This is a genomic window from Ammoniphilus sp. CFH 90114 (genome assembly GCF_004123195.1).
GTDB lineage: Bacteria > Bacillota > Bacilli > Aneurinibacillales > RAOX-1 > YIM-78166.
Window position 1 is genome coordinate 35308 of record NZ_SDLI01000004.1, and the last position, 22363, is coordinate 57670.

The window sequence follows — 22363 nt, forward strand, 5'->3', positions numbered from 1 at the left end:
CTCCTCCTAATTTTCTGTTTTATTATAGATGCAATCCACACTCTGTTTTCTTCGTTTGAGCCCAACGACCAGCTCTTGAATCTCCTCCACCCTCGACCGGCAACGTACAGGTTTCACAGCCAATACTCGGATAGCCTTGATCATGCAGCACGTTATAAGTTAGCTGATAAAGCGTGATATAGTTCCATACGTCCTCCCATGTCCAGTGGATCAGAGGACAAAGCTTAAGAGACTCAAATTTACGGTCCTTATTCACAAATTGCGTGTTCGCACGTGTCGGAGACTGTTCTCTTCTCAAACCCGACAGCCAGGCACGTGAGCCTTGTAAAGCGCGGTTAAGCGGCTCCACCTTGCGAATCTGACAACATACATCAGGCTTAGTCTTCCAGAGTTCATCTCCATATTGCTGCGCTTGTTGCTCAAGGCTTAGTTCAGACTCTAACAGCTCGATCCGCAGCTCAGGATATCTCTCCTTGACCCGATCAATGAGCTCGTACGTTTCTTTAAAGTGCTTATGGGTGTCAAGGAAGATAATTTTTGCGTCTTTTCGGACTTTGTAAATCAGATCAATCAAGACGACTCCTTCCGCTCCAAAGCTGCAAGCATAGACCAAATCATCTTGAAAGGTTTGGTACCCCCATCTTAGAACATCCAGTGCGTCCTTTTGCTCAAGTTCCGCATTGATTTGTTCATATTGTTCATCAGTTAACCCATGATAAGAAACCGTCATGCTTTCCTCTCCTTATATTTTTATTTTCATATACGAATACTCGGGTTTATGATCAAAAAGAAAAGAGGAAATCCTCAATTCTTTTCTGCAAGTCCATTCAACCTATCCTTAGCGTCCTTCACCGTTCCGGTCAACCACGTCGAAATAAGTGGATGCGGAAGAAGCGCTTCCCCTGAATAGTGAGATTCTACCCCTTGCAAACGTCGTGGAATGGCGATCTTCGTGAAGTATCCCTCACTAAGGAAAAAGGGAACAACGATCAACCTGCCTTTCTTCGACAGTTCACCTGCTCGCTCGCGAATCCGATCGGGGTGGAAGGTCGCATAGGACACCTCCCTAAACCCAAAACGTTCCTTTATATCATCGATAAGCGTACTCATTAATTGTTCCCATCGCTGGTGGAATCCTTCCACTTCACTCCCATGACCAATCAACAGCAAGCTCTCTCGTGAAGGATCCATACTTAATGATCTAATCCTCTCTATCAGAATCTCCTTTACCAACGGATGAGACTCTAGAGGAGAGCACCAGATGAATCTCGCCTTAGAGGGGATCACTTCTAGATCTGTGGGAATAGGGGAACGAGGAATAAGTCCGAGAGCATATTGGATTTCATGAAGATGAGTACTTCCCATTGTAAGAAAGAGCGGGACTGTTAGAATACAATTAATTCCGCTCCTCTCCAAACGTTGAATCCCCTCTTCAATCGATTTACCAGGGACCGCCTCAAGATAAACTGTCTCCACAGGAAGATCGATGGCAGCTTGCCGAACCGACATCTCAATCTGATCGATCCAACCTTGATCAGGTGATCCATGTGAGATCACAAGTACTCCTGTTTTCACCAATGCCCTTCCTCCCTATCTACTTGGTCCATAAACGCTCTAATTCATTGTAACTTAAATCTAATGCCATGCACATGAAGGGAAGGAATAATACTTTCACCCATTTTCTCATTTTCTGTCTTACCATGTCCATTCCTCCTCTTCTCAATTCCGACTTACTAGATAAGAATAATATATTTTATAACTTGCCTATTGTCAATACATTCTTCTTTTTCCTATAAGTTAAGTTGGAATTAGAACGATAAAGAGGCTAACTTATTGCAATGACCCTCTGCTTGTCTGTATCGCTTGGCTCATCAGCCTTGCGGCTTCTTTGCTCCTTGTCTCCAGATTGCCTTCTTTTGTCCACTGTAGAAAACGGTCATCTAACATGGCTGTAAGCAAACTCCTTTTAACATCAGGCAAGAGGTCAAGCCCTAAGATTTCTTTTCGTTGTTGGCCCAGAAACTCAAGGTACTCTCCATATTCCTGCCCAATCCAAGATTCCATCTGCTTACGCATCTTCCTAGACAATCCTGGACTTTTCCCCCCGGTGGAAATGGCAATCTGTAGATCCCCTCTCGTGACAAGAGAAGGAACGGTAAACGTACATAGGTCCGGGCGATCTACCACATTGATCCATTGATAAGCGCGCTTAGCCTGATAGATCTGAACATTCACCTCCGGATCATTCGTCGCAGCAATAATGAAGGACGCCCCGTGCAAGTCTTCTTCCTGAAACTCACGCGCGATATACTTCAGTTTGCCTAGAGCGGCCCAGCTCTTAATCGAATCCGTACATTCAGGACTTATCACCGTTATTTCCGCTCCTGTGTTCACGAATCCCCTAATTTTTCTTTCGGCTACCCGCCCGCCTCCTATAACCACGAGACGCTGCCCGGTTAGCTTCATCATCATTGGGTAGTTCTTCATTTTCGTTTTTGCCCCCTAAAACTTATATCCACTTAAAGATAAACGCCTAGATCCTCTGTTGAATAAGATGTCAACAGAAGGAGGGATAACATCCATATGAAAGAAATGAACGATCCCCTACGGAATTTGCATGAAGCTACCGAAAAACTATCAAAATTGAACTGGACCAACCAAAATCCTTGGTCAGCCCTTCATCAGGTACAAGATATCTTTAATCATGAGTTCTGGAATAATCTAGGTCAGCTTTCCTCGTATGCAACCCCAGCTCCCCATGATGGAGAAACCGAGAGCACGCCACCCGTGTCGAGACACAACCCAGCTAATCTTCCAGTCGACATCTTTCAGACCTTGAGCAAAGTGATTGTATGCTGTGAAATACCTGGCCTTGATCGGAATAGCTTAAAGCTATCTATTTCTCAGGGAAGCCTCTTATCCATTAAAGGGAAAATTAAAGGACATGACTTGTCCGAATACCAGGTATCCAAGGAACGCAATTACGGTTCATTTCAGCGCAAAATTCAGCTACCCGTCCCCGTTATGGCCAGCGGAGTCCAGACCGTCTATAAGGACGGATTACTCGAAGTCCAGTTTAGCAGACAATCGGGTGATGTAGGAGATAATAGCTGGAATGTCACTTGTGACCTTTAAACCTTTAAGCCGTCACGTGAGAGGGGTTCCTCTTTACGACGGCTTCTATTTTTTAGATCATCTTTTTCTTCCTTGGTCGATACATCTTAATATATTGCTCAAAGCTCCACTTGGCAAGAAAGTGTTCAGCGGATTGTCTCCCCAATGCAACGAGCTTCTGTTTTTCCTCAGTGGAGAGCTTAAACTGCGTAACCCCCACCTCAATACCTTCAATAAAGATGGTGCGTGCTGCACTATGTTTATCTATATATCGGTTATCGTGACCATCCATCATCGTCCGAACTAATTCCACAGCTAAATGCAACGGTCCTTTCAATCTGCTAGTTGTCCTGTCCTTGCTTTTCCCAGGTAGACGAAACCCAAAGGTTGGCCAACGAGGTTGGTCTTTATCATCAAAGATCCAGATCGGATAATTGCTTAGTATCGCTCCATCTACTATAACATTACCCTGAAGACACAAGGGTCTAAAAAAGAAGGGAATGGAACAACTCAACCGAGCTGCTCGTGCTAAAGGGAATGTGGCCGGGTTTATTCCATATTGCGGTAAGTCATCAGGTAAGATACACATGCGGTTTTGCGTAACATCAGCCGCCACAATTTTTAATCGATCCTTTGGTAGATCTCCAAAAGTCATCTTCCCAATCTGGCGAAGGTGGGCATTCAACCAATCTTCAAGAGTACATAAATTATAGATGCCATTATACAAGGTCAAACCTGCCCACGGCCCTAGATAAGGGATGCGGCAAATTCCTTTCCTACGTTCAAGCTGATCAAAGGGGAATTGCAGGAATAGACGCGACACTTCTTTTCCCGTAAAACCAGCAGCCAGCATCGTGGCTATAATGGACCCCGCTGACGTGCCCGCAATCCGCTCCCATTGATACCCTGCTTCCTCCATTCTTTCGATTGCCCCCAAGAAGGCTAGCCCTTTAATTCCCCCTCCTTCAAATACCGCATCGGCCTTCATCGTTGATTCCTCCTTCTTGTGGCCTGATACATTTTATCAGAAAAAAAGAAGGAGTATACCATTTTATGTAAAACAATTACAAAATTCGAAAGCGTTTTAGATGATCGAGTAATCCTTCACTCTCAAGTATCACTTGCTGTCTTTCTCCTAGTAAATCAAAATGGGGATAGCCCAATCGTTGATGAATCCACTCTTTCTTCAAGTCGTACTTCATCCCCCACGCAATTAATCTTTCTATATCCGCACATCCTGCCTTTGTCACCGTCTTCATCTCTGGAAAACGAGGGTGCTGCCAGTAATGAGTTAGAAATGCCACTTCTCCAGCAGCCACACGCTGCTTCCAGAGATTCAATTCTTCACGCTTAATACCGAAAGCCATTAGTCTAGTCCTACTCCTTTTCTACCCATTTTGTCCCATTCTTCTCTAACCTATGTTAATTGTTTTTGTTCCAATAGGCTAGGAAAACCTGACAAGCAGAAGGTATAAAAGAGGAATGGTGACGAAGGCCAGAACCGTCGAAATCATTACCCCTATCGAACCAAAACTCGCATCGCCTCCGTATTTTTGGGCGAACAACGGGGTTGTGGGTGCCGACGGCATCCCCGTCAAAAGCACGGCTACCATCAGCACTTCAGGATGAACACCAAGATAGGTAAAAGGGAATAAAAGAAGAGGAAGAAGCAGGAGCTTCACGCCTGTTGCCACCCATAGATGCTGATCTTTTCCTAACCGAACAACCTCTTCCCAGCGTAGATTTCCTAGTAAGCTTCCAAGTAACACCATCGATAAGGGAATAGTAGTTGAACCTAGACTGTGGAGTAGATAGGAAAAGGGAGAGGGCCAGGCAGCAGGAATGCAGAGGAACAAGAGTCCGCCTAACGTGGCTAGGACTCCTGGGTTCAGACAGAGGGTTTTCCAAGAAAAAGAATCCTTTGACTTCGCCATCAGATAGATGCCGTACGTCCAAATCAGGACAAGGAAAGGCAAATTGAACAGAGCGGCAAAAGCAATCCCTGATTCTGCTAAGAGTGCAAAGCAGATGGCATATCCTAAGAACCCTTGATTTCCAAACACCATTAACCCTTGGAAGACTCCTTGTCTTGATTCAGGTAATCTGTACTTCCTCACCCATAGCCAAGCCAGCATACAACCTAACCCTAAAGCCAAACAAGATAAGAATAATAACCAAGCCAGCTGTACAACAAGCTCGTTAGTAAGGGGAAAATCCATGGAATAGAGGATGAGCGCAGGCAGCGTAATATAGAGGACTAGTTGGGTGATCGCCCGATCAGCAGACGGATCTAAGATCGAGCTTTTTTTTGCTGCTATCCCTATAGCCGTTATACTATACAGGACGAGTAACTCCTGAAAAAAAGACGAAAATTCGCCCACAAAAAACACCTCCTCCCTATGTCTATGTTTAGAAATTAAATAGGTGAGAAGGTGCTGTTTTATAAGATTATCTGGATTGCTGTCTTGCCTCTTCCATCACTTTGGCATAGATCTCTTGCATAATAAACACATAAGGAAAGGGAGAAGTCCAAAACGGAGGAGTAACCAATTCCTTCTTCCTGCCCTCTGAAGAGGATTTCTTCTCAGGGATCGGAACCAGCTTGAAGCCCTCTTTTGCCCCTCCTTCCAGCCCTCTTAAACTCTGGGCATGCCCTTCGAGAACTTCTTCCCAAGGGATGCCGCACAACGTAAGATAGAGAGCGGGATCCTCGCTGCATTGGTCTGCAGCAGCCCAAACCGAGGCGAGAATATGGACACAAAGCCCTCCCGGTTCAGCACAGCTGCAAGTGGGTATGAAAGCCGGTGTACTTAAGCCCAAAGAAAAAGGAAACGCCATAGCCTCTTCCTCTGTTACGGCACCTTGATACAACTTCATAACGTAAGCAGGATGTTGCAGATAACACCCGACAATCGCCTGCACCTTTTCTTCTTCTAAAGTTTGGGATCGAATGGTAACCAAGTGCCTTTCACTTCCAGACACCTGAGCAACCAATCGACCTCGAGAAATCTCTTGACTCGTAACCTGTTTTTGCTTGGAGAGTGCTCTTGCCTTGTTCCACCGAGAAACCAAGCTCTTCTTCTCCCAGTAGTGGAGCCAATTCTTAATAAACCAAGGATAACTGTTCTTTGTCACACCTTAATCCTCCAGCAATTCATTTCGAAGAGCCAGCAATTCACGCAGTTCGTGAGTAGAAAGCTCCGTAATCCAAGCCTCGCTTTGACCCATAATGTCCGATACCAATTCTTTTTTTCGTTCAATCATCAGGTCAATCTTCTCTTCGATCGTTCCTAAACAAACGAATTTATGGACGTGAACCGTCTTGGTCTGGCCGATTCGAAACGCTCGATCCGTCGCTTGATTCTCTACAGCAGGATTCCACCAGCGATCAAAGTGTATCACTCGATTAGCCCGAGTAAGATTCAATCCAATTCCTCCCGCCTTTAAGGAGAGGAGAAATAGAGGGGGGCCGCTTGGCTGTTGGAACTCTTCAATCATCGCATCACGCTGATCCTTAGATAATCCCCCATACAAAAAAGGCACGGGCGACTTCCACTTCTCCTCCAATTCACGCTTCAGGAGATGGCCCATCTGGGCAAATTGAGTAAATAACAAGACGCGATCTCCTTCCGCAAACATCTCTTCAAGCAACTCTTGAAGTCTTGTCAGCTTTCCTGAACGCATACCCCCAAGAGTTCCCCTTCGCATAAACAAAGCAGGATGATTACAAATTTGTTTTAATTTTGAAATCGAAGCCAGGATCAGCCCTTTTCGTTCTAGTCCACTCTTACCTGTTTCTTTCTTGAGCAATTCCTCAACAACTCGCTCATACAGGACAGCCTGTTCCGGGGAAAGATAGCAGTACTCTTTCTTCTCCATCTTCTCAGGAAGATCTTGGATCACCGCCGGGTCTGATTTTGAGCGTCTAAGAATAAAGGGATTCACTAAACGCTTGAGGGTATCTAAGCGCTTCTTATTCCCCTCTTTTTCGATAGGCAACACAAATTGTCGTCGAAAAATCGTCTGGGCTCCTAAAAAACCCTTATTTAGAAAGTCCAAAATAGCCCATAATTCATTTATTCGATTTTCGATGGGGGTACCTGTTAAAGCAATTCGGTGTTCCCCCGACAGCTGTCGGATCACCTTCGATTGAATCGAACCCATATTCTTAATGTGCTGCGCTTCATCTAAGGCCACACCATCCCATTCCATAGCGATCAAGTCTTGGGTGTCACGCTGGACCAGAGAATATGTCGTAATCACCAAATCATAGCGCTCTGCCTTTTTCCTGAAGTCTTCTCCCGATAGTCGATCGGCCCCATGATGGGTATAAACAGCAAGACCAGGGACGAAGCGCTCGATTTCCTTTTGCCAGTTGCCAAGGACCGAAGTGGGACAAATCAGTAAATAAGGCTTCTTCACCCATTCTTGCTCTTTACAATAAGCTAAATAAGCTAAAAATTGTACGGTTTTACCTAGCCCCATATCATCTGCTAAGCAGGCACCCATGCCCCACTTCCTCAAATGAATCAGCCAGGACATTCCAATCTTCTGATAAGGTCGCAATTCTCCTTCAAACTCCCTTGGCAAAGGAAAGGAATCATGCCCCTTGCCTACGAGGGTAAACCACTCCTCTAACCATCCTTCAAAGTGGGAAGATTCGATCTCCACCGGAGCGAATTCTTCATCATCCATGGCCGCATGCAGAAATAAGACATCTCGCAGCGTTAAGGTCTTCTTCTTTAATTCCTTCTGAATCCAGCTCGCCGACCTCTTCAACTCATCCGGATTTAATTCAATCCATTCTCCTTCCACTTGATAAAGCGGATACACCCCGGAGGACATCTGTTCCCACTCCTCTGGGGTGAGCATATGATCGCCTATGGCCAAGGAAAAATCAAAATGAAGCAAGGAGTCTAAGCCCATGCCTCCGCTGTCCCATTGATCCTGATACTGAATATTCATCCTTAATTTATTGCGCTTATTCTTAATCAAGGAGGCAGGAACATAGACAGGATACCCCTGTTCTCTCAGTTCTGGTGCAAAGGTCTTAAAGAACCGATAGGCCTCCTGTATCGAAAGCCTGCAACCGATCAGGGTTTCCTCCGCTAGCGTCTCTAATCCCTCGAAGACCCTCGAAGCATGCGCTAGCTGCTTGATATACAGATGGCGATCTTCAAAATGCTCTAATTCCGAATAGGCGCGAAGTTGCGCCCCCCGATTCGACCAGAAATACCGTAAATTCCACTCGTTGGGGTGATCAGACGGCTCTAATCGAAAAGCCAATCCGCCAGATTCCTTCCGTTGATCTTCGTTTTTCGATGTCCATTCCCGGTAAGCTTGGTAGAGCTCTTCCCACCTTGGTCCCTCCCCGCCAACATGCTCCTCCATACATAAACGATGCATCCATTCCTCATGGAGGTAAAAAGGCTTAAACTTTAAGAGTTTGCCAAGTTGGCTGGTTTTAAGAGAAAATTTCGTATTAATGACTTGGCGGACCCATCCATCCATGATGTCATGGACGAAGGAGGTAATCCATTCGTCCGCCTCTTGTTCGGATACATGAGGCTTACCCTGTTCGATCCATCCGTCTAATTCTTCTTTTTCCTTTGGTTCATGGCCCATTAATTTCCATAGCGAATAGTAACGGTCTTCCTCTCGCACTAAACATGGAAAAAAGTATCCCTTAGCTGCGAGCGTGATCACCCATTCACTTACCCGAATCCAAAAGGCAAGTTCAGCTGACACTTCCATTCTCTGAACAGACAGTTCACTTAGCCCTTCGGCCATGCGAATACGAGGGAGATGAATCGTTTGCTTATCCTCGTCTTCTTCCCCTCCCATGTCGAGTAACAGCTCCCGAATGGTATAGGGGATCTCACCGCGTGCGTCCTCATGCTGAGCCGAGATGGAAAAGGCGTACTCCTCATTCATCCGGTTTGTTGTATATGTACCATGCAGCATCATCATGTGCAGAACTCCATCCCTGAAATCATGACCTTATTATACCAGAAGGTCACCCTAAAAAAAAAAGATGCTCCGTGCGAGGAGCTTCAAAAACAAAGAGAATTACTTATCCCTTTCATATAGGAAGATGACACCCACCTTGGTGGAGTCTTTACGAACAAACCCTAGTTCAGTCAAGTGCCTGACCATGGGCAGATTCTCGAGCCCCGTCTGACAGCTAATATGTCTGGCATTAGGAAAGGTATCAAACAGTTGGTTAATTAAGGCTTCTAATGCGGCGCGGACATATCCTCTTCCTCGATATTCGTCAAAGATGCAGATGGACGTAATATCAATAGATAGACCGAAGAAATCAAAGGGCCTAGAGAAAGCTTCAACAAAGCCAACATGTTCTTCTCCTGCATATATCATATAAAATAAATAGTCCGGGGGATTCTGCAACTTATCCGTTACATCTTCTAACCCGTCCTTTGTATGGAATACCGTATCCTCCAGCCACTCACAGTGTTCCTCGTGCTTCTGTAGAGCAGGCTCCTTGACCCAATATTCTAACATCTTCCAGACCTCTTTAGCTTGGATTCTTGTTCTTAGTTCCAGCTTCAAGGAACATCATCCTTCCTGCGTGTCCAACTTTGCACTTCCATTATACACGAAAAACGCCGCATAAGCGGCGTTCCCTAAAAAACTTTTCGTTTATTGTCATTAACGATAAGCGATATAACCTTGAAGCTTCAGTTTTAATTTAGCCTTTGTCCATTCACTTGGCTCAAGTAGCGTAGGGTCTTCCTTCTCTAATCGTTGAACCTCTGTTACGTAGTCCATATACCAAACAGCATTACGGCTGCCGACCACAAATTCTTCGTAAGCTTTCACTTCCGATTTCTTTGCTACCGGTCCGTTTTTAACGGCATCCATTGTCATCTGCCTCTTTCCTCCTTGCAGTATGTACATTCATCCGTTAATAATAACATAATCTTGTTAATAACGCCAATATCTTACGTAGTTAAAATGAGATGTCGGAATCTCCTTTAGAATTTGACCTTCAGAACTGAGATAAATCTCGTATTCTTGAAATTCCTCAACTCTCCATTCGCCATCGTTAAACTGTCTGACAGGCTTCCATTCCAGGATCATCTGGGGAGACGACATTCCGATTTCATACGGGGAAGTAACAGCTTCCCGCTCTAAGCTATCGAGTACATTTCTGGGGTGAAAATGTCCCTCCGGAGCCAGTATAGCAACAGCTAACACAAGATTAACGACGAGTACTAGCAAGGTTAAACCCTGCATAGCATTCGATGAATGTCGTTCTTTCATCCTTCTCACCTCAGGTACAGTATATGTACAGGCTGCGAGATTTAGGTCAAATAAAATACACCATCAGCTATAAATTCAGCTGGCCCGCTCATAAATACCCGGTCATCATCCTTCCAGACAATCTCTAAATCTCCACCTAATAGATGAACCGTTACAGGCCTATTCTTCTCTAATCTTTGGTTAAGGACTCCAGCTACCACGGCTGCACAGGCACCCGTACCACAGGCTTGAGTAATGCCTGATCCCCTCTCCCACACACGGAAATCGATTTCGTCTTGACTCAACATCTGAATAAACTCTACATTTACACGTTCCGGAAATAAAGGAGAAAATTCAATCTCCTTGCCAATCCTAGCCACGTCAATGTCGTTTACATCATCTACGATGATGACCGCATGAGGATTTCCCATGGATAAAGCGGTTAGGGCGAATTCTCCGTGTTCAAAATTCCAAACCTCATGAATCGTATGAGACTCAGGATCTCCTTGCATCGGAACATCCTTTTTTTGTAGTCTCGGTTTCCCCATATCAATCGTGATCGAAGTAACCAACTCATCTTGAAGGTTGATCTGAGCTTCTACCATGCCGCCTAAGGTTTCGATGGTGAATCTTGTGTTCCTCGTGAGGCCGCGATCATAGACATAACGCGCGACACAACGCAATCCATTGCCGCAGTTCTTCGCTTCAGAGCCATCATTATTAAACACTCTCATACGAAAATCAGCCTGATGGGACGGACAAATCAAGATCATTCCATCAGAGCCAATTCCCGTATTCACTTGAGAAACTTTTATTGCTATATTAGGGAGTTCCGACTCCGGCAATGTCTCCTCAAAACAGTTGATGTATATGTAATTATTCCCTAATGCGTGCATTTTTGTAAATTTAAACACTTTTTTCACTCCATTTCCTAGAATACGCTTGCACTTCCTATTTTTTCCGGGTGACCCTTACTCCCACCTCTTATATGATAGAGTTACTAACATCCAGGGAGGTCAGAATGATTAAATGGTTTGCCAGTCTCTTTATCATTATTTTTAGTTTAACAAGTACAACGCTATCTGCCCAGTCACCCAATCATCATAACTTAATCTACTTATATGGCGCTACCTCAAATACATATAAAAAACAACTCGAACAGACCAACGGTCAAGTGGGAACTCTTATTCCCAACTACTTTAATTTAACGAAAGACGGACAACTTGTTGTCAATGTCGATACAGACTTTGTGGCTTATGCAAAGAAAAAAGGATATCGGATTACCCCCTTTATAAGTAATCACTGGGATCAGCAAGTGGGAATTCAGGCGATGGCAAACCGAGTTAAGCTAGCGGATGACCTTGCCGCCGCGGTACTTAAAAACGATCTTGATGGGATCAATATTGACATCGAAAATCTAACCTATGCTGAGCGAGACCTACAAACGGAATTCCTCAAGAGGCTCACAGATAAGCTGAAGCCTCATGGCAAAACGGTCAGTATTGCCGTAGCCCCTGCTCGCTTTGATACCACAAAGGGCTGGGTCGGTTCGTATGATTTTGAAGCTATAGGAAAGATTGTGGATGTTGTGTTTATCATGGGTTATGACCAGAGTTATCCTAATGGTCCTGAGGGACCGGTAGCAGGTTTGCCTTGGGTTGAAGAGTCCGTGAAATACTTTATTAAAAAAATGCCGAAGGAGAAAATCGTATTAGGAGTTCCGTTCTATGGAAGATACTGGACAGAGACGAATAGAGGACACGGAATCCACTATCCTGTGGCCATGAATCTAATGAATAAAAACAATGCGACTATGGAATACGATGCTGTAAATAGCACGATGAAGTCTAAATTTACGGATCAAGCTTCAGGAAAAAAGTATGAAATTTGGTTTGATAACGCAGACACGATACTAGAAAGAATAAAGCTGGTGGAGAAATATCAGTTGAAAGGTTGGGGAGCTTGGCACTTGGGGCAAGAAGATACTCGAATCTGGACGGCACTGCAACCGGGCAACCAGCCCTTCCGTGATATCGCCAGTCATTGGGCGAAGAAAGATATCCTAGCCATGAAAGATCGAGAGCTGCTTCGAGGATATTCCGATGATACCTTCCGTCCAGGGCAACAGATTACAAGAGAAGAAGTGGCTACGCTGCTTACTCAAGCTTTACGTTTTGATATTAAAAAAGACGGAGGATTCAAGGATGTTTCCGCATCCCGTTGGTCCTTCCCTTATGTCAGCACCATCTCGGTTTATGGGATGATGAAAGGCTACCCAGATCAGACGTTCCGACCCGCTCATCCCATTACCCGAGCCGAGTTTGCTGCTGCCTTAGCTCGAAGCTTCGCTGTCACACCGAAAAACGGGACAGAATCCTCCTTTTCCGATATCCATCAACACTGGGCAAGAGAGGATATTGTAAAGCTGCAACAAGCTGGAATCTTATCAGGTTACCAGGATGGCTCTTTCCGTCCTGACCAGACGGTTTCTAGAGCGGAAACCGCAGCGATGTTACACCGTATTTTACAATAATTACAGTATAAGAGGGTGTTTACCCTCTTCTTATTAGATTCTCCACAAATTAGTCAAATCATGCAATATGGATCAGCAGGAATCGACACTTCTCCCTTCGAATTAAACAGGGTAGATACAAAAGGGAGGAATTTGATTATGAACTATATCGTTCTACAGCCTGTTACACTGCGCGACTTTAATAATGAAATCATGGCGGAAAACCACTATCTTCATGGGGAGTACAACTTACCTTACATTTCTCCCGGAGTGACCTTTGTGACGCACGCCCTTGGATTAAAGGGATTTGAGATTGTTGTAGATCCTCGCTTCGAACCTCAGAAGCATAAAGTGGTAGACATCGAAATCAGTCTCCTAGATACAAGTGATGCGCCTATTAAAGTTTATCTGGAGCCCATTACCCTCATTATAGGACAACATGATATCGGCAACGCCTAATTAAAATTTCATTTTGGAATAAAATCCCAATCATATTCTCCTTGTTTCGTGACATGATATAAGTAGTGGCATTGAACCTCTCTTATCTTACACACCACTATCAAGGAGGAATTTCAAATGCAACAACAAAACGAAAGCCGTAACACAAACCAAAAGCTAGTTCCTGGAGCAGCTCAAGCCCTAGACCAAATGAAGTATGAAATTGCTCAAGAGTTTGGTGTACAACTTGGAGCAGAACAAACTTCTCGTGCTAACGGATCTGTTGGTGGAGAAATTACAAAGCGTCTTGTTCAATTCGCTGAGCAAGCTCTTTCTGGTCAAAGAATTCAATAATAATTGAATACATGAATGGAAAAAAGGAGTCCTTAAACAAGGGCTCCTTTTTTGGTCTATTTGGCGGAACAGGCTGTCACGAAAGCATGAAATAGCTGTAACATCGTTGGATGTTTCACATACAGATCTTCAGGATGCCATTGAACGCCTAGAACGAAGGCGTGTTCACGGCTGTCAAAAGCCTCAATAATCCCATCCGTCGAGGCAGCCGCTACACGAAAGCCTTCTGGCAACTTCCTCACAGCTTGATGATGAAAGCTGTTCACCTTCAATTTCTCTTCCCCCGTGATCCGATGTAGTAAGGTCCCCTTCTGAACGTCAACGAAATGAGAAACGTGATAGCGAGGAGCTCGCTGGGAATGCTGCAGAAGAGGTTTCTCACTTTGTGAATAGATGTCTTGGTACATATCGCCACCCGCTGCAATGTTTAGGATTTGACACCCTCGGCAGATTCCAAGAATAGGCTTGTCTTGAAACAGCATCTCACGAACTAAGAGGACTTCTAATAAATCTCTCTCTGGAGTAATCGATCCTAAGTGAGGCAGTGGCTCTTCATGAAACAAAAAGGGATCAATATCTCCTCCACCTGTCAAAAGCAATCCATCCAAACGGGAAGCAAGTTGTCGAATAGCCTGCTCATCTTCAATATAAGGCACAATAACGGGAAGACCACCTGCTTGAAGAACAGCATCACTATTCTCACGTTGGACTCTAATCTGAGTATGATCTAACGACGCCGTGATTCCTATCAACGGTTTCATACACTAACCTCCCTAAAAAACTTTTATTTCTCCCACTATAACACGAAAAACTATTAAATTCTGGAATAAATTTTGCTACAATACCAATTGTGAGGACAACTTCAAATAATTAGAAATTGAGGGGGCACTTTAATGAGGAAGAAGCTCTATACGATATTGGGCGCCGCGCTGTCCATGGGGATGGTATTGTCTGCCTGTAGCGGTGGAAACCAAGCCACTCCAGAACAGAAGCCCGCAGAACCAAGCGGCACTGCGGAGATACCAGCTGCTCAGAAGGATAGTGTGCTGAGAGTGAATATTCACATGGAACCGCCAACACTCCATCCAGCTCAAGCAACGGATACGACTTCCCTTATGATCCTCAAATCCATCATGGAAGGATTAACCCGCGTAGGACAAGACGGCAAGCCACAACTTGCAGCAGCTGAAGATATTAAGATCTCTGAGGATTTAAAAACATATACATTTAAGCTTCGTGATTTAAAGTGGACAAACGGTGATCCTGTTACGGCCTATGATTATGAATATGCTTGGAAGTGGGCTCTTGATCCTCATAATGAATCCGAATATGCTTATCAGATGTACCCGATTCTCAATGCCGAAAAGGTTAAAAACAAGGAACTTCCTCTTGATCAGCTAGGGGTTAAGGCTGAAGATGAGAAAACTCTTGTTGTACACTTAGAGAACCCTACTCCTTACTTCTTAGAGCTGACCGCTTTTGCTACTTTCTTCCCTGTCAATCAGAAAGCAACGGAAGGCAATAAGAACTGGCACGCGCAAGCAGCTACCTATGTCGGTAACGGTCCTTTTAAGCTCACCAAGTGGGAGCACGGAAGCCAAGTGATCATCGAGAAGAATGAGAGTTATTGGGATGCGGATACCGTAAAGTTGACCCGTGTCGAGATGGCTATTATCGAAGACCAGAATACGGAATTGAGCATGTTCCAGAATGGTGAACTAGATTGGGCTGGATCCCCTTTCTCTTCTCTTCCAACAGTAGCAATGCCACAGTTAAAACAAGAAGGAAAAATGACCACCGTTCCGATCGCAGGGACTTATATGTATAAGTTCAATACAAAGAAACCTCCATTCGATAATGCCAAGATTCGCAAGGCCTTCTCGTACGCGGTTGATCGACAGGCGATTGTAGAGAATGTAACTCAGGGTGGACAACTTCCTGCCATGGCTTATGTACCACCAACTATGTTCCCTGAGAATGAAAAAGGGGTCTTCCAACATCACAATGTAGAAGAAGCGAAAAAACTCCTTGCCGAAGGGATGAAGGAAGCTGGGTACGACAAGTTGCCTCCTATCACATTATCCTATAACACGGGTGAAGCCCATGCTAAGATCGCTCAAGCGATCCAGGATATGTGGAAGCAAAACCTCGGGGTAGAGGTTAGCTTGACGAACTCTGAATGGAAAGTCCATCTAGAAGCGGTACAGGAACAGGACTTCCAAGTGGCTCGAATGGCTTGGTTAGGTGATTTTAACGATGCGATTAACTTCCTTGAGCTATACACCGTTCCGGAAGGGAATAACAGTACGCTCTGGACGAGTGAACCATTCAACAAGTTGATCAAGGATTCGTACACCGAAACGGACTCTGCTAAACGACAACAGTTGATGAAGGATGCAGAGAAGATCTTAATGGATGAGATGCCCATCATCCCCATCTATTACTATACTTACTCTTACCTTAAGGCCGATAATGTGAAGGATGTGTACATGGACGGCTTAGGTAATGTTGACCTGAAGTGGGCTTACGTAGAATAATAGAACACATGGGGAAGGTATGTGGGAACCATATCCCTTCTTTTAGATACATATGAAAGGGTGTAACTATGAAATTATTTATCTCAGCCGACATGGAAGGCATCTCAGGAATTGTCGATCCAAGTTATATCGATCCAGATAAAGGAAAGAACTATGAGCGAGGACGAATCCTCATGACTCATGATGTCAATGCTGTCATCGAAGCCGCCGTGGAATCTGGGGCAACGGAAATCCTTGTAGCAGACAGTCACTATCGCATGACGAACATCTTAATTGAACAACTTCATCCCAAGGCTACCCTTCTTTGCGGGTCACCCCGTGATTTCTCCATGATGCAGGGACTTGATCCTAGTTTTGACGCTGCCCTCTTTATCGGGTATCATTCACGTCATGGTGTTCCAGGGGTATTAAGCCATACGATGTCCGGGGTCATCAAAAATTTATATGTAAACGATCAAGTCGTTGGTGAGTTCGGCTTTAATGCCATCTATGCCGCACTTTGCGGGGTCCCCGTTTGTTTCGTATCTGGAGACGATCAGATCGCGGACGAAGCCAAAGCCCTTATTCCTAAAATCAGTACAGCCATAGTCAAGAAGGCACAATCCCGAACCTCTGCTGCTTGTCTCTCTCTTCAAGAGAGCAAGAGAGTCCTTCACGAAACGACTAAACAAGCCTTGGCTTCGCTGCCTGGCCTCTCCCCTATGCAAGTCAAGTTGCCGCTAGAGCTTGCTGTGGACTTCTCCCATGCCGGACAAGCGGAGATGGCTGCCATCGTGCCAGGTACGAAATATGAACACGGTACCACCATGGTGACTTTTGTTGCCCAAGACCAATATGAGCTCTACCGAGTCATGAGAGCCATGATGAACCTAGCAGGAACGGTCGAATTCTGTTAAAAATGAGGGTGTCCCAAAGGTCGGTAATACCGACTCTCTGGGCACCCTCATTTCACTCTATTTATGGATCTAATTAGTGGCTCAAGTCTCAAAGCGTGGGGTTGATGACCCGAAAACGTGGTTAGGCGGATTTCGGGGTGTCAAAACCCTGGATTGATGCCCCGAAAATCGAGTTAGGCGGATTTCGGGGTGTCATAACCTCGGATGGATGACCCGAAAATCGAGTTAGGCGGATTTCGGGGTGTCATAACCTCGGATGGATGCCCCGAAAATCGAGTTAGGCGGATTTCGGGGTGTCATAACCCTGGATTGATGCCCCGAAAATCGAGTTAGGCGGATTTCGGGGTGTCATAACCTTGGATTGATGCCTCGAAATCTCTTTTGAGTCCAGCCTCTTTTTATAGCATCGGTGACATCAGCCTAGCTATAGATTCCTTTACCTTTTCACCAATCGGTCTTTGGAGAAACTCGTCGAGATTCACTTCATGACTATCCGTAAGATCCTGGAGGAAATCTTTTTCTAATCGCTTGGCCACTTGTGAATCATAAATCACCGCACTTACCTCAAAATTATGATGAAAGCTGCGAATATCTAAGTTCGCTGTACCTAATGCCGCAATTTCCCCGTCTGCAATGATGATTTTGGCATGGATAAATCCCTTCTGATAAGTATAGATCTTCACACCTGCTTCGATTAATTCCGTGAAGTAGGAATGGGAAGCCCAGAACACCACAAGATGATCAGGTATGCCTGGAACAACAATACGAACGTCGACACCACTTAATGCTGCAGTCTTAAGGGCCATCAAGATACTGTCGTCAGGAATCAGGTAAGGAGTCGTGATATATACGGTTTTACTCGCTTGAGTAATCATAGAGAAATAAATTTTCAAGATGTACTCCCAGTCTGAATCAGGTCCCCCGGCAGCAATCTGAATCAGCAATTGCTCTTTTATCTCATGACTAGGAAAAGAGTGTGTCTCACAATAGATGTTCTGATTCGCTGTAAACCTCCAATCCAGGAGAAAGATAAGCTGAAGAAAGTAAACACTGTCCCCTTCCACCATCATATGCGTATCACGCCAAAAGCCTAACCGCTTATGCTTCCCTAGGTATTCATCTCCAACATTCAACCCCCCGACAAAGCCCACCTTCCCATCCACGATTGCAATTTTTCGGTGATTACGGTAGTTGACCTTTCTTAGATAGGGAAACAAGATAGGAGAAAAAATAGCGACTTCCACACCGGCCACCCTTAGATCATCTAAATAGGTAGAAGGGAGCTTTCGACTGCCCAGCCCATCTACAATGACCCTTACCTTTACTCCCTCTTTCGCTTTGGCTATAAAGATTTGCTTGAGCTTTTGACCGATATCATCATCTCTTACAATAAAGGAGATGAAATGAATGTGATTTTTTGCCCCTTCCATTTCCCTAAACATGGCCTCAAAGGTTGCTTCTCCGTTCGTTAGAATGGTAGCCTTATTAAACCGGGTCATGGGTGAGCTGGCATTATGTAAAAGAAGATTTACAATTCGATCTGATTTCGATTTTAACGCTTTTACATCGTGTGGCTGATTAAGATCATAAGGAAGATCAATAATATATCGAAGTTCGTTCAGGTCGATCGTTTTATCCCTATATCGTCGTCTTTTCCGTACATTCCGACCAACAAAGATATAAAAAATGAATCCAATAATCGGAAAAATCGTTAAGATAACCAGCCAGGCCACTGTCCTTGAGGGATTTCGATTTTCCAATACAATAATAGAGGCAATGAGGATGATCGATAATGTAAATAAAATAGTAAAGAAGTTCTTCACGAGATAGGTTACAATCGTCCAATACGCAGATTCTTCGCGAAAAGTAAGCTCTGGAAAAGCGGCCCAGGCAGAGAGCTTCTCAAGCAAATAGTGGTAATAGATCCCCATAAAGAAGCCTGATAAGAGAATCAGTAATAGAGTGAGTTTCGACCGCATCTGTTGGCTCCCTTCTACTCCACCAGGGACACAGGTAGGTTATTTTGTCTTAGGATAACGGGAATACTTCTCTAAAGGTTTCCCCATCTGTTAAATATAATCATACTTTGGTTGATTTAAAAAGGATTTTTATTTGTAATTATTACACATACATTATATACTAGTAGATAATAAAATAGATACGTCACCGCTTAGGTGATTAGAGATATTTGGAGGTACTACTGATGAAAGAGAACATGATTGACCTTGTCATCGAAAAAATTAAAGAAAAAGGCGGCCGTGTCACGATTCAGCGTCTAGCGATTATCAATGTTCTACTTAAGCTAGACCATCCTACAGCCGAAGAAATTTATCAGTTCATGAAAAAAGAGTTCCCGACCCTTTCTTTTACCACCGTATATAATACCCTGCATTCCCTTCAAGAGATGGGAATTCTTAGGGAATACCACTTTGGGGAAGCTTCTCGATTCGAGATGGCGGAGAAATCACACCACCACTTCTTATGCTATTCCTGTGGAAAGATGGAGGACATTGACGAATCCGAAATTCAAATTATTCCATCTGCCGATGTTTCATCCCTTTACCAATTCATGGCAACTGAGGTGGTATTAAAAGGATATTGCCAAAATTGCAAATCAACGACTTAAAGAATCAATAAAACCTAGGCCAATCTTGAAAGAAGAGGACCTAGGTTTTATCTTTAGATTATAAACTATAGTTAGAGAAAAATTGATTCCTCTTTTGCTCCATCTCTGTTAACATTGCTTCTTCATAGCGAGATTGAGCGGTCTTCTTCTTCTTCTTGATAATCAATGTAAAGAAAATAAAATTAAGCATCATAGTGGATACACCCTCCTGAATTTAGATAAGCCCATTCAGGTGCCGTCTAGCACCTTTTCTTGAATCAATTTGCACCGAAACGTTGTCGCTGTTACACTCATCTTACTTCTCCTCCTTCCAAGTAATGGTTATTACCCAAATTTATAAGAACAAAAAAAGACCAATGGACATATTCCAAGGTCTTCCGGGTAATCAAATGATAGATTAAAGCTAGCACCTCATTCAAGGCAGAGCCTAACAATCCCTCAATGAATAACCATACTCCGGAAGAGAATGACCAAAACAAGTAACAGGTTGAGTTGTTGTAGAATTCATCGTCGTCATCATGGTCACATCTCCTTTCGATTATTCGTCGAATTGGTTCTATTGGAATAATATAGCATTGCTTAGTGCTTGTAAAGTGTTTTTTTACACGCTGATAAAAAAAAGAAAAACACAGGTTCCATCACCTGTGTTTTCCTTATGGCATCCCTTTATTTTACGATATAAACCGGGCAAGTAGACTTCTGTACAACATAGTGACTGACGCTGCCCAAGAACATTTCTTTCAGTCCGCTTAATCCGCGGCTACCCATAACAATGAGATCAGAATCATTTTGTTTTACAAAATCAACTAACGTATGGGCTGGGCTTCCTTCTAACACGAATGTTCTTGTCTTATTCGGAAGGTCTTTCATCTTTTCCTCTATCGCATTCATCATTTCTTTCGCAGCGGACAAGTGAGCCTCACGAATGCGATCATCATTATAAACCCCATAATAAGCAACAGTTGTCGGAACTTGCACAACGGTAATGATATCTAACTCGATCCTATCATCCTGCTTCGCAAGCATCATCGCTGTCTCCAGCGCCTTCTTACTTAGTTCGGAATCATCATAAGGAACAGCAATTCTAGAGCATACGGTTAACATGTACATCATCCTCCCCCAAGGAATTATTTACCACTTATACTACACCTTTATTATACCTCGAACGTAGTTTAATGGCTGTGAACAAATTGTGTTTTTTCTCATTCTTTGGTCTAATGGTAAGAGGAGGAGATGATCGTATGCATGACCGTTTATATATCGAATACCTCTATTACTTCAACGAAGAACGTGACTACTATGAGTGTCACGAGGTGATGGAGGAATTATGGCTGCTTGAGGGGAAGAATAAGCTGTTACAAGGACTGCTGCAAGTTGCAGTAGGGCTTCATCATTTCCGCAACGACAACATTACAGGTGCGATTAAGCTTTTTGAGCAAGCCATGGCGAAGCACCAAGAACCTTGGAGTGGTGAACTAGGAATTAACAAAGAGCGGCTATTCCACGAAGTTCAAATGTATCTATATAAGCTGTATGATTACAATAACAAGCCTTTTCCCTTTTACGATCTGACCATCGAGATCACAGATCCAAGCCTTGCTGAAGCAGTCTCTACTTGCGTACCACTTGGGGTGGCTGAGGAGGATAAGTTTTAGATGGGTAGGCGGTCTACCCCTTCCCATAATTAACCGGAGAATGTTCCGCTATTTTTCCCAAGTGGCCAAATTGGGCCTGAATAACGGAACAGATTCCGGTTAATGCCTCCTCTAACCCGAAAACGAGCTACTTTTGAGCGAATAACGGAAAACTTTCCGCTTAAATCTCACTTTTTTCTCCGTTCCTCTAAAATAAAGGAAAATCCTCCCCTTATTCAGACCAGCCAGACCAGCCACCCCAGACCACCACAACCCCATCCAACCCTCTCTAAAAGTCAAACGGTACCTTGTGCGACACATCGATGTCAAAGGAAGTTTGCAACCCTGCGGCGGAGTAAGAAGGAATGTCTTCACTAAAGGTTACAATCTGATCGATGTTGATTGTCTTATGTCCCTTTACTTGAACCTTAGGCTCTCCATCGACAGGAAATGTTAAGGTAAGCTGGCTGCTTCCCTCATTCCTTACGGATAGATCAAGAGCGGCAGCTCGGATGGCCGAAGCTTCTCTTCTACACACATCATATAACCGATCTCCGTTCTTCTGAGCTGTAAACTCCCCACTAAAATAGGGTTCCGTGACCACCAGCAGCCACTCCACTTCGCTCGTCGGATCTAGCAGCATCTGTCTGAGTCTAGCGTCCTGAATTCTCTGCTCCACTAGCTCCTCTTTCGTTAGACAAGGAAGCACACCGCTTGCTAGGCAGGTGGCGATCTCCAAGTCGATATCCACCCAAAATTCATGGAGCACATAGTCTACCTTATCCTTCATTTCTTCTTCATACTTCTGTTTTAGCACTTGTACGGCTGCGAGTGATGCACTGTCTGCTACATTCTGAGATTGTCTCTTCACAACGTAAACCCCAAAGAAGTGAGAGATGATCATCGTGCCCGCAATAACAGCTAAAACCGTATAGAGAGCAAGGATCGCAATGCTTCCTCTTTCGTTGCTGAACAAAACCGTCTTCTCC

At 44.3% G+C, this 22363-nt stretch carries 25 protein-coding genes; 8 read left to right on the top strand and 17 right to left on the bottom strand.

Translation table 11 applies throughout. The features are described from left to right. Nucleotides 1-22: 22 nt before the first annotated feature. The 3 genes from EIZ39_RS10275 to EIZ39_RS10285 form a co-directional block, all read right to left on the bottom strand. Complete coding sequence (locus EIZ39_RS10275) at nt 23-730, bottom strand: phosphoadenylyl-sulfate reductase (protein WP_129199887.1); 708 nt, start codon at nt 728-730, stop codon at nt 23-25. A 74-nt stretch (nt 731-804) separates the two neighbouring features. Beyond that, nucleotides 805-1575 (bottom strand): sirohydrochlorin chelatase, encoded by a 771-nt coding sequence (locus EIZ39_RS10280; protein ID WP_129199888.1) that lies wholly within the window; start codon nt 1573-1575, stop codon nt 805-807. Nucleotides 1576-1830: 255 nt separating this feature from the next. Continuing rightward, complete coding sequence (locus EIZ39_RS10285) at nt 1831-2487, bottom strand: precorrin-2 dehydrogenase/sirohydrochlorin ferrochelatase family protein (protein WP_129199889.1); 657 nt, start codon at nt 2485-2487, stop codon at nt 1831-1833. A 96-nt stretch (nt 2488-2583) separates the two neighbouring features. Here EIZ39_RS10285 and EIZ39_RS10290 point away from each other — a divergent pair, with 96 nt between their 5' ends. Then, nucleotides 2584-3135, top strand: coding sequence for an Hsp20/alpha crystallin family protein (locus EIZ39_RS10290; RefSeq protein ID WP_129199890.1), 552 nt, complete (start codon nt 2584-2586; stop codon nt 3133-3135). A gap of 52 nt (nt 3136-3187) precedes the next feature. Here the strand turns inward: EIZ39_RS10290 and EIZ39_RS10295 are convergent, their stop codons facing one another. From EIZ39_RS10295 to dapF, 9 genes are all read right to left on the bottom strand, one after another. Further along, nucleotides 3188-4102: a patatin-like phospholipase family protein gene (locus tag EIZ39_RS10295; protein WP_129199891.1), complete on the bottom strand. Its 915-nt coding sequence runs from the start codon at nt 4100-4102 to the stop codon at nt 3188-3190. A gap of 76 nt (nt 4103-4178) precedes the next feature. Next, nucleotides 4179-4481, bottom strand: a complete 303-nt coding sequence (locus EIZ39_RS10300) for a hypothetical protein (RefSeq protein ID WP_129199892.1) — start codon at nt 4479-4481, stop codon at nt 4179-4181. A 78-nt stretch (nt 4482-4559) separates the two neighbouring features. Continuing rightward, the gene (locus EIZ39_RS10305) at nt 4560-5495 is read right to left on the bottom strand and encodes an AEC family transporter (RefSeq protein ID WP_129199893.1); all 936 of its coding nucleotides are present in this window, start codon (nt 5493-5495) and stop codon (nt 4560-4562) included. 67 nt (nt 5496-5562) lie between these two features. Next, a complete protein-coding gene (locus EIZ39_RS10310; RefSeq protein WP_129199894.1) occupies nt 5563-6249 on the bottom strand; it encodes a hypothetical protein in 687 nt (228 codons plus the stop codon). Between the two features lie 3 nt (nt 6250-6252). After that, a complete protein-coding gene (locus EIZ39_RS10315; protein WP_129199895.1) occupies nt 6253-9084 on the bottom strand; it encodes a DEAD/DEAH box helicase in 2832 nt (943 codons plus the stop codon). A 99-nt stretch (nt 9085-9183) separates the two neighbouring features. Then, entirely contained in the window at nt 9184-9684 is a 501-nt protein-coding gene (locus EIZ39_RS10320) for a GNAT family N-acetyltransferase (RefSeq protein WP_164985004.1), read from the bottom strand. A gap of 99 nt (nt 9685-9783) precedes the next feature. Then, the gene (locus tag EIZ39_RS10325) at nt 9784-10002 is read right to left on the bottom strand and encodes a hypothetical protein (protein ID WP_129199897.1); all 219 of its coding nucleotides are present in this window, start codon (nt 10000-10002) and stop codon (nt 9784-9786) included. A gap of 57 nt (nt 10003-10059) precedes the next feature. Next, on the bottom strand, nt 10060-10398 hold the full coding sequence (locus EIZ39_RS10330; protein WP_129199898.1) for a hypothetical protein: 339 nt from the start codon (nt 10396-10398) through the stop codon (nt 10060-10062). Between the two features lie 41 nt (nt 10399-10439). After that, a complete protein-coding gene (gene dapF / locus EIZ39_RS10335; RefSeq protein WP_129200252.1) occupies nt 10440-11273 on the bottom strand; it encodes a diaminopimelate epimerase in 834 nt (277 codons plus the stop codon). 125 nt (nt 11274-11398) lie between these two features. On the opposite strand from dapF, the gene EIZ39_RS10340 reads away from it, so the two are divergent. The 3 genes from EIZ39_RS10340 to EIZ39_RS10350 all read left to right on the top strand — a co-directional run bounded on the left by EIZ39_RS10340 (nt 11399) and on the right by EIZ39_RS10350 (nt 13681). Further along, complete coding sequence (locus EIZ39_RS10340) at nt 11399-12910, top strand: S-layer homology domain-containing protein (RefSeq protein WP_164985005.1); 1512 nt, start codon at nt 11399-11401, stop codon at nt 12908-12910. Between the two features lie 138 nt (nt 12911-13048). Continuing rightward, nucleotides 13049-13348 (top strand): hypothetical protein, encoded by a 300-nt coding sequence (locus EIZ39_RS10345; RefSeq protein WP_129199900.1) that lies wholly within the window; start codon nt 13049-13051, stop codon nt 13346-13348. 117 nt (nt 13349-13465) lie between these two features. Next, nucleotides 13466-13681, top strand: coding sequence for an alpha/beta-type small acid-soluble spore protein (locus EIZ39_RS10350; RefSeq protein ID WP_129199901.1), 216 nt, complete (start codon nt 13466-13468; stop codon nt 13679-13681). Between the two features lie 56 nt (nt 13682-13737). Here EIZ39_RS10350 and EIZ39_RS10355 read toward each other — a convergent pair whose 3' ends face one another. Then, nucleotides 13738-14442, bottom strand: a complete 705-nt coding sequence (locus tag EIZ39_RS10355) for a gamma-glutamyl-gamma-aminobutyrate hydrolase family protein (protein WP_129199902.1) — start codon at nt 14440-14442, stop codon at nt 13738-13740. A 132-nt stretch (nt 14443-14574) separates the two neighbouring features. On the opposite strand from EIZ39_RS10355, the gene EIZ39_RS10360 reads away from it, so the two are divergent. Both EIZ39_RS10360 and EIZ39_RS10365 read left to right on the top strand, forming a co-directional pair. Beyond that, nucleotides 14575-16218, top strand: coding sequence for a peptide ABC transporter substrate-binding protein (locus tag EIZ39_RS10360; protein WP_129199903.1), 1644 nt, complete (start codon nt 14575-14577; stop codon nt 16216-16218). A 68-nt stretch (nt 16219-16286) separates the two neighbouring features. After that, nucleotides 16287-17114, top strand: a complete 828-nt coding sequence (locus tag EIZ39_RS10365) for a M55 family metallopeptidase (protein WP_129199904.1) — start codon at nt 16287-16289, stop codon at nt 17112-17114. 398 nt (nt 17115-17512) lie between these two features. Here the strand turns inward: EIZ39_RS10365 and cls are convergent, their stop codons facing one another. After that, a complete protein-coding gene (gene cls / locus EIZ39_RS10370) occupies nt 17513-19093 on the bottom strand; it encodes a cardiolipin synthase (RefSeq protein ID WP_205668537.1) in 1581 nt (526 codons plus the stop codon). A gap of 224 nt (nt 19094-19317) precedes the next feature. On the opposite strand from cls, the gene EIZ39_RS10375 reads away from it, so the two are divergent. Further along, nucleotides 19318-19740, top strand: coding sequence for a Fur family transcriptional regulator (locus tag EIZ39_RS10375; protein ID WP_129199905.1), 423 nt, complete (start codon nt 19318-19320; stop codon nt 19738-19740). Nucleotides 19741-19798: 58 nt separating this feature from the next. Here the strand turns inward: EIZ39_RS10375 and EIZ39_RS27515 are convergent, their stop codons facing one another. Together EIZ39_RS27515 and EIZ39_RS10380 are read right to left on the bottom strand one after the other, a co-directional pair. Next, a complete protein-coding gene (locus EIZ39_RS27515) occupies nt 19799-19933 on the bottom strand; it encodes a hypothetical protein (RefSeq protein ID WP_255433918.1) in 135 nt (44 codons plus the stop codon). Nucleotides 19934-20406: 473 nt separating this feature from the next. Continuing rightward, nucleotides 20407-20844, bottom strand: a complete 438-nt coding sequence (locus EIZ39_RS10380; RefSeq protein ID WP_129199906.1) for a universal stress protein — start codon at nt 20842-20844, stop codon at nt 20407-20409. 137 nt (nt 20845-20981) lie between these two features. On the opposite strand from EIZ39_RS10380, the gene EIZ39_RS10385 reads away from it, so the two are divergent. Further along, nucleotides 20982-21395, top strand: coding sequence for a DUF309 domain-containing protein (locus EIZ39_RS10385; protein ID WP_240675764.1), 414 nt, complete (start codon nt 20982-20984; stop codon nt 21393-21395). A gap of 268 nt (nt 21396-21663) precedes the next feature. Here EIZ39_RS10385 and EIZ39_RS10390 read toward each other — a convergent pair whose 3' ends face one another. Next, a complete protein-coding gene (locus EIZ39_RS10390) occupies nt 21664-22350 on the bottom strand; it encodes a pilus assembly protein TadG-related protein (RefSeq protein ID WP_129199908.1) in 687 nt (228 codons plus the stop codon). Between the last annotated feature and the right edge of the window lie 13 nt (nt 22351-22363).